Consider the following 6,368-nt stretch of genomic DNA (forward strand, 5'->3'; position numbering starts at 1 on the left):
CCCCGTGGAGACTCCCCCTCACCCCAACCCTCTCCCCGCAAGCGGGGCGAGGGAGCGCACCTGCGATGCCGCCCTTACGAAAAATCCGTCCAGCTCAGATGCCGTGAATCGAGGTCGCCGACTGAAACGGTGCCGCGGATTTCGTGGGGAACGTGGAAGCTGCTGCGCAGATAGACGAGCGGTGCAACCCCGTCGGAATGCGACACCCCGCGGACCTCGCCGACGAAGATCGAATGCGTTTTCGTCTCGAATTCCTGCGCCAGCACGCAATCGAATGCGGAGACCGCATCCGTCAGCACGGGTGCGCCGGTCACCCCGCGCGTCCATTGCCCGAACGCAAAGCGGTCGTCGCCGTTGACACCCTTCTGGCCACTGAAGGTGAGCGCGAGCAGGGCGTGGTCCTCTTGCAAAAAGTTGATCGCGAACGCGCCTTCCTCGCGGATGCGGGCATGCGCGCTGGCGTTGCGGTTGACGCAGACGATCAGTGACGGCGGATTGTCCGACAGCGAGCAGGCTGATGTCACCGTCAGTCCGGTGCGCTTCCCGTGCTCGGCACCGACCGTGACCAGCGCGACGGCGCCGGCGCATTGGCGCATCGCCTGCTTGAAATCCTGTGCGTCGACGCTCACGCGGAAATCTCCGAAACGGGTGCGGGTGCGACACGATTGCGCCGCACCCGCCGCGCGTCAAGCCGCCTTCTTCGCGGAGCCGAGATGCTTCAGGCGCGGCATCACCTCGTTCCTGAGCAGCGAGAGCGAGTGGTGCCAGGCTTCCGGCTTGTGCTTGTAGTCGAAGCCGAACACCAGCAGCACGCCGAAGCCGCCGACCTCGTCGTAGATCTTTTCGATCTTCTCGGCGACGGTCGCGGGCGAGCCGACGATCCAGTTCCGCTTGGCGCAATATTCGACGGTGACGTCGCTGTCGGGCACGTCGGGCGCGTGCTTCAGATAGTCCTTGAAGCCGAAATGACCCAGCAGCGGCAGGAAGTATTCGTGCATCATCCGGCCCATCATGTCGCCGGTCGAGAGCTTCCAGGCCTCCTCGTCGGTGTCGGCGACGAACACCTCGCGCACCAGCCGCCAGTCCTGGCGGTTCGGCTTGCGCCCGGTCTTGGCGGCGCCGATCTCCACCGAGTCCCAATGGCTGCCGACATAGGCCGGATTGAGGTTGAGGCTCATCGGAATGAAGCCGCGCTCGCCGGCGAGCTTCAGCGTGTCYGAATTCTTCGACAGCCCGGCGACGCCGATCGGCGGATGCGGCGCCTGCAACGGCTTGATATGGGGCTTGAGGAAATCGAACATCGTGTCCGGCTTGGTCACCGTCCAGAATTTGCCCTTGTAGGTGAAGGGCGCGGGATCGGACCAAAGCTTCAGGATGATCTCCAGCGCCTCGCGGGTCATGTCGCGGTTCTGCCCGCTCATGCCGTCGACGTTGAACATCGCCCAGTCGCTCGGCAGACCGCTAGCCGCGACGCCGAAATTGAGCCGGCCCTCGGACAGGTGGTCGAGCATGGCGACGCGGTTGGCGAGCTCGGCCGGGTGGTGATAGGGCAGCAGGAAGCCGCCCGGTCCGATGCGGATATTCTTGGTCTGCATCAGCGCCTGCGCGATCAAGAGATCCGGCGTGGGATTGGGTTCCCAGGGGGCGGTGTGGTGTTCGCCGACCCAGGCCTCCTGATAGCCGAGCTCGTCGAGCCAGCGCATGACTTGCAGGTCCCAGTCGTTTCCTTCCTTCAGGCCGCACTCCGGCGGATGCGAAGGCATCGTGAAATAGCCGATCTCCATGGGTTTCCTCATCTGATGTTGACGCGTCTTGTCGCGCGGTTCCTGGACGTGAACAGAGCTGCTCGAGCAAGCGGTGTGCCAGCGGCCGGAGCAGCCCAACGCCCGAGAAAGGGCTGGTTTACGCGGGCAATTGCCGATATCTCGGGGCGGACCTTGAGGCGATCGTCTCACGCGTCGCGAGACGGCGTCTTGGCGTTGAGACAAGCGCCAGGATATCAGGACGTGGGAATTGATATGAGCGAGCCTGCCTATGTCGCGGTGGATTGGGGCACCAGCAGCTTCCGGCTCTGGCTGATCGACCGTGCTGGCCAGGTCCTGGCCGAACGCCGCAGCGGCGAAGGCATGATGGCAGCCGCCAAGGCCGGCTTCGCCGCCGTGCTGCAGTCGCATCTGGCCGCAGTCGAGGCGCCGGATACGCTCCCCGTTCTCGTCTGCGGCATGGCCGGTGCCCGCACCGGCTGGGTCGAGGCTGGCTATGTCGATACGCCGGCGCCGCTTGCCGCGATCCTGAAGCAGGCTGTACGGGTGCCCGGCGAAGCGCGCGACATCCGCATCCTGCCTGGCATCGCGCAGCGCGATGTGGCGAGGCCGGACGTGATGCGCGGCGAGGAAACTCAATTGCTCGGCGCGCTCGGCCTGGATGCGGCAGGCGAGGCGCTGGTCTGCATGCCCGGCACGCATTCGAAATGGGTGCGCGTCAAGGACGGCACGGTCGCGCATTTTTCCACTTTCATGACCGGCGAGCTTTTCAGCGTGGTCTCGCGCGAGACGATTCTGTCGCTCGCGGTGGCCGGTGCCGACGATGCCGAGGATGTCGCGAGCTTCAAGGCAGCCGCGGTCGCTGCCTTCGAGGCGCCGGCTTTCGCCGCCAACCTGCTGTTTGGCGCGCGGTCGCGGCAGCTCCTGTTCGGCGGCACGCCGGCCGCGGCGCGCGAGACGCTTTCGGGCACGTTGATCGGCGTGGAACTGGCGGCAGGCCTCTCCGGGACGTTGCCGAAAGCGGGTGTCATCCTGATCGCCTCGGGGCGGCTCGCGATGCTGTACAAGCTGGCCTTTGACGCGCTGTCGGTGACTGTCGCGTCGATCGAGGCCGACGAGGCCGTCCGCCGCGGCCTGTCGATGGCGGCTGCGGCGATCTGGACAAGGTAGAAGGACTGTTGAGATGAGCGTTCCCTTTCCGCCGATGAAGCGGCCGCTGGTCGCAATCCTGCGCGGCGTGAAGCCCGAGGAGACCGAGGCGATCGTCAGCGTCCTGATCGAGGCCGGCATGACCGCGATCGAGATTCCCTTGAACTCGCCCGATCCGTTCCGCTCCATCGCCACCGCCGTGAAGCAGGCGCCCACCGGCGTGCTGATCGGCGCCGGCACGGTGCTGACCGCGGCGGATGTCGATCGTCTCCACGATGTCGGCGGCAGGCTGATGGTGTCGCCGAATGTCGACACCGACGTGCTGGCGCGCGCGCATCAGCATGGCATGGTGACGATGCCCGGCGTGTTCTCGCCGACCGAGGCGCTGCTCGCAGCGCGCTCGGGGGCGTCGAGCCTGAAATTCTTTCCGGCGAGCGTTCTCGGCGCCTCCGGCATTGCCGCGATCCGCGCCGTGCTGCCGGCCGGCGTGATGATCGCCGCCGTCGGCGGTGTCTCCGACCAGAATTTCGCCGAGTACATCAAGGGCGGCGTGACGGCGTTCGGGCTCGGCTCCAGCCTCTACAAGCCCGACATGACGGCCGCCGATGTCGCTGCTCGCGCAAAGGTGACAATCGCAGCCTACGATCGGGCGATTGCGAAAGACTGAGCCGGCAATAAACAAGCCGTGATGTCGTCACAGCCGCCTTGTATCCTATCTTGCGCTACCAGCGAGATCAGGAGACCGACATGGCGATCAACAACGTGGCCGATCTGTTCGTGGCAACGCTCGAACAGGCCGGCGTCAAGCGCATCTACGGCATCGTCGGCGACAGTTTGAACGCTTTCACCGAGGCGCTGCGCCGTCGCGGCACCATCGAATGGATCCATGTCCGGCACGAGGAGGTCGCGGCGTTCGCGGCTGCCGGTGAAGCCGAAATGACGGGAAGCCTCGCGGTCTGTGCGGGCTCCTGCGGCCCCGGCAATCTGCACCTGATCAACGGCCTGTTCGACGCGCATCGCAGCCGGGTTCCCGTGCTGGCGATCGCGGCGCAGATCCCATCGGCCGAGATCGGTGGTGGCTACTTCCAGGAAACCCATCCGCAAAACCTGTTCCGCGAATGCAGCCATTATTGCGAGCTGGTCTCGGACCAGAGCCAGCTTCCCTACGTGCTGGAGAATGCGATCCGTGCTGCGGTGGGCCTGCGCGGGGTCGCCGTGATCGCCATGCCCGGTGACGTTGCGTTCCGCACGCCGCCGAAGCGTGCGCTGTCGACGGCGCGCGGCCTCGCGCTGACGTCGCCGAAGGTCGTGCCACAGGCCGACGAACTGAAGGCGCTCGCGGATCTCCTGAACGGCGCCGAGCGCATCACCCTGTTCTGCGGCCGCGGCTGCGCCGGGGCACATGCGCCGCTGATGCAGCTTGCAGAGGCCCTCAAGAGCCCGATCGTGCATGCGCTCGGCGGCAAGGAGCACGTCGAATACGAAAATCCCTACGATGTCGGCATGACCGGCTTCATCGGCTTCTCCTCGGGCTATGCCGCCATGCACGCCTGCGACGCGCTCGTGATGCTCGGCACCGATTTCCCCTACAAGCAGTTCTTCCCGACCGACTGCCAGGTCGCGCAGATCGACATCCGGCCGGACAATCTTGGCCGTCGCTGCAAGATCGATCTCGGCCTCGTCGGCGACGTCAAGCTCACCATCGAGGCGCTGCTGCCGCTCTTGAAGACCAAGACGCAGCGCAGGCATCTCGACGATGCGATCGCGCATTACAAGAAGGCGCGCGAAGGGCTCGACTCGCTCGCCAAGGGCACGCCGGGAGCCAAGCCGATCCATCCGCAATATCTCGCAAAGGTCATCAGCGATCATGCGTCCGACGACGCCGTGTTCACCGCCGATGTCGGCACGCCGACGGTGTGGGCCGCGCGCTATCTCGACATGAACGGCCGCCGCCGGCTGATCGGCTCCTTCGTGCATGGCTCGATGGCCAACGCCATGCCGCAGGCGATCGGTGCGCAGGCTGCGCAGCCCGGCCGCCAGGTGATCTCGCTGTCGGGCGACGGCGGCTTCACCATGCTGATGGGCGATCTGATCACGCTGACGCAGATGAAGCTGCCGGTGAAAATCGTCGTCTTCAACAACGGCGTGCTCGGTTTCGTCGCGCTGGAGATGAAGGCCGCCGGCTTCGTCGACACCAATGTCGACCTGGAGAATCCCGATTTCGCGGCGATGGCGCGCGCGATGGGCATCTTCGCCAAGCGCGTCGAAGATCCCGGCGAGCTCCCGGGCGCCATGAAGGAGATGCTGGCCCATAACGGACCGGCGCTGCTCGACGTCGTCACCGCCAAGCAGGAGCTGTCGATGCCGCCGACCATCACGCCCGAGCAGATCAAGGGTTTCAGCCTCTGGGTGCTGCGCGCGGTGATGAACGGCCGCGGCGACGAGGTCGTCGATCTCGCGAAGACGAATCTGCTGCCGCGCTAACCGCGCTTTGCGGAAGGCGCGGGCAGCCGCTCGTGGCGGTGCTGGAAGCGTTGCCAGTGCAGCACGATGCCGATCAGCAGCGCCGGGACGAAGCCGAGCACGATCAGGAAATGCGGCAGCTCCTTCGGGGAGATGAAGGCGATGGCGATGTCGGAGATCAGCCAGAGGGCTGCGAACATCACCGCAAAATCGGTGCGCGGGCAGCGCAGATAATAGAATACGGCGGTGATGACGATGGCGGGCCCGATCGCAATGCCGATCATGACCGCGGTCAGCTCCTTCGGCGTCAGCGCGTCGAGCACCATCGATGCCAGCAGCCAAAGTGCGGCGAACATGGCGATGATGTCGAGCGGATGCCGCAACCCAATACCTCTCGCAGGAAACGCGCTATCGTTGTGGCCCGGTCCGTCGCCGTCAAGGGAAAATACGCCTATTCCTCGTCGTTTCCGGGCGTCGGCCGCAGCATGAAATGGCCGAAAGCGGTGGCGATCGGCTTGCTCGCATCGTCCTGCCAGGCCCGCGCTTCGAAGGCTACGATGCGCCGGCCCTGTTTCACGATCGAGACGTTGGCGACGGTGTCCAGGGCGCGGCCGGAGCGCAGATAGTTGACAGTGAGTCCGATCGGCTTGGGCAGCGCGGCGATGCCGAGCTCGCGCGTCACGCCGACGATCGCGGTGGTCTCGAGGAAGGCGCCGGTCATGCCGCCATGGATGGCGGGCAGGATCGGGTTGCCGATGATCTTCGGCGAGAACGGCATCGTCAGCGTGCCGTCGTCGTTGACGCGAATGCCGAGGCAGCGCGCGAACGGGCTGTTGGCGAAGGGGCCATCCGGATCGTCCGGCGCCTCCAGCGTCGGGATGCTGCGCGTATCCATCCTGCGGTCGGCGAGCATGTTGGTGCGGTTGGCGCCGATCATGAAGCAAGCGGTGGCGGTCGCGACCGGATCGTCCTCGGAGTCCTGATAGGCGGTCG

The 6,368-nt window shown here is 65.8% G+C and carries 7 protein-coding genes; 3 read left to right on the forward strand and 4 right to left on the reverse strand.

Annotation, left to right across the window (positions count from 1 at the left end; all coding sequences use genetic code 11):
• Window positions 1–74: 74 nt before the first annotated feature.
• Both ACXJL8_RS30500 and ACXJL8_RS30505 read right to left on the reverse strand, forming a co-directional pair.
• Complete coding sequence (locus ACXJL8_RS30500; RefSeq protein WP_456622620.1) at window positions 75–629, reverse strand: flavin reductase family protein; 555 nt, start codon at window positions 627–629, stop codon at window positions 75–77.
• 57 nt (window positions 630–686) lie between these two features.
• On the reverse strand, window positions 687–1,784 hold the full coding sequence (locus ACXJL8_RS30505) for an LLM class flavin-dependent oxidoreductase (protein WP_456622634.1): 1,098 nt from the start codon (window positions 1,782–1,784) through the stop codon (window positions 687–689).
• 234 nt (window positions 1,785–2,018) lie between these two features.
• Here ACXJL8_RS30505 and ACXJL8_RS30510 point away from each other — a divergent pair, with 234 nt between their 5' ends.
• The 3 genes from ACXJL8_RS30510 (at window position 2,019) to poxB (ending at window position 5,396) form a co-directional block, all read left to right on the forward strand.
• Window positions 2,019–2,933 (forward strand): 2-dehydro-3-deoxygalactonokinase, encoded by a 915-nt coding sequence (locus ACXJL8_RS30510; protein WP_456622619.1) that lies wholly within the window; start codon window positions 2,019–2,021, stop codon window positions 2,931–2,933.
• A 13-nt stretch (window positions 2,934–2,946) separates the two neighbouring features.
• Complete coding sequence (locus ACXJL8_RS30515; protein WP_456622618.1) at window positions 2,947–3,579, forward strand: 2-dehydro-3-deoxy-6-phosphogalactonate aldolase; 633 nt, start codon at window positions 2,947–2,949, stop codon at window positions 3,577–3,579.
• Between the two features lie 80 nt (window positions 3,580–3,659).
• On the forward strand, window positions 3,660–5,396 hold the full coding sequence (gene poxB, locus ACXJL8_RS30520) for a ubiquinone-dependent pyruvate dehydrogenase (RefSeq protein WP_456622617.1): 1,737 nt from the start codon (window positions 3,660–3,662) through the stop codon (window positions 5,394–5,396).
• On the opposite strand, the gene ACXJL8_RS30525 is transcribed toward poxB, so the two are convergent.
• Together ACXJL8_RS30525 and ACXJL8_RS30530 are read right to left on the reverse strand one after the other, a co-directional pair.
• Window positions 5,393–5,758: a hypothetical protein gene (locus ACXJL8_RS30525; RefSeq protein ID WP_456622616.1), complete on the reverse strand. Its 366-nt coding sequence runs from the start codon at window positions 5,756–5,758 to the stop codon at window positions 5,393–5,395. The genes poxB and ACXJL8_RS30525 overlap by 4 nt on opposite strands.
• A gap of 68 nt (window positions 5,759–5,826) precedes the next feature.
• On the reverse strand, window positions 5,827–6,368 hold a 542-nt coding region (locus ACXJL8_RS30530), incomplete at its 5' end, for a PaaI family thioesterase (RefSeq protein ID WP_456686123.1).

The sequence above is a fragment of the Bradyrhizobium sp. P5_C11_2 genome, assembly GCF_054049755.1.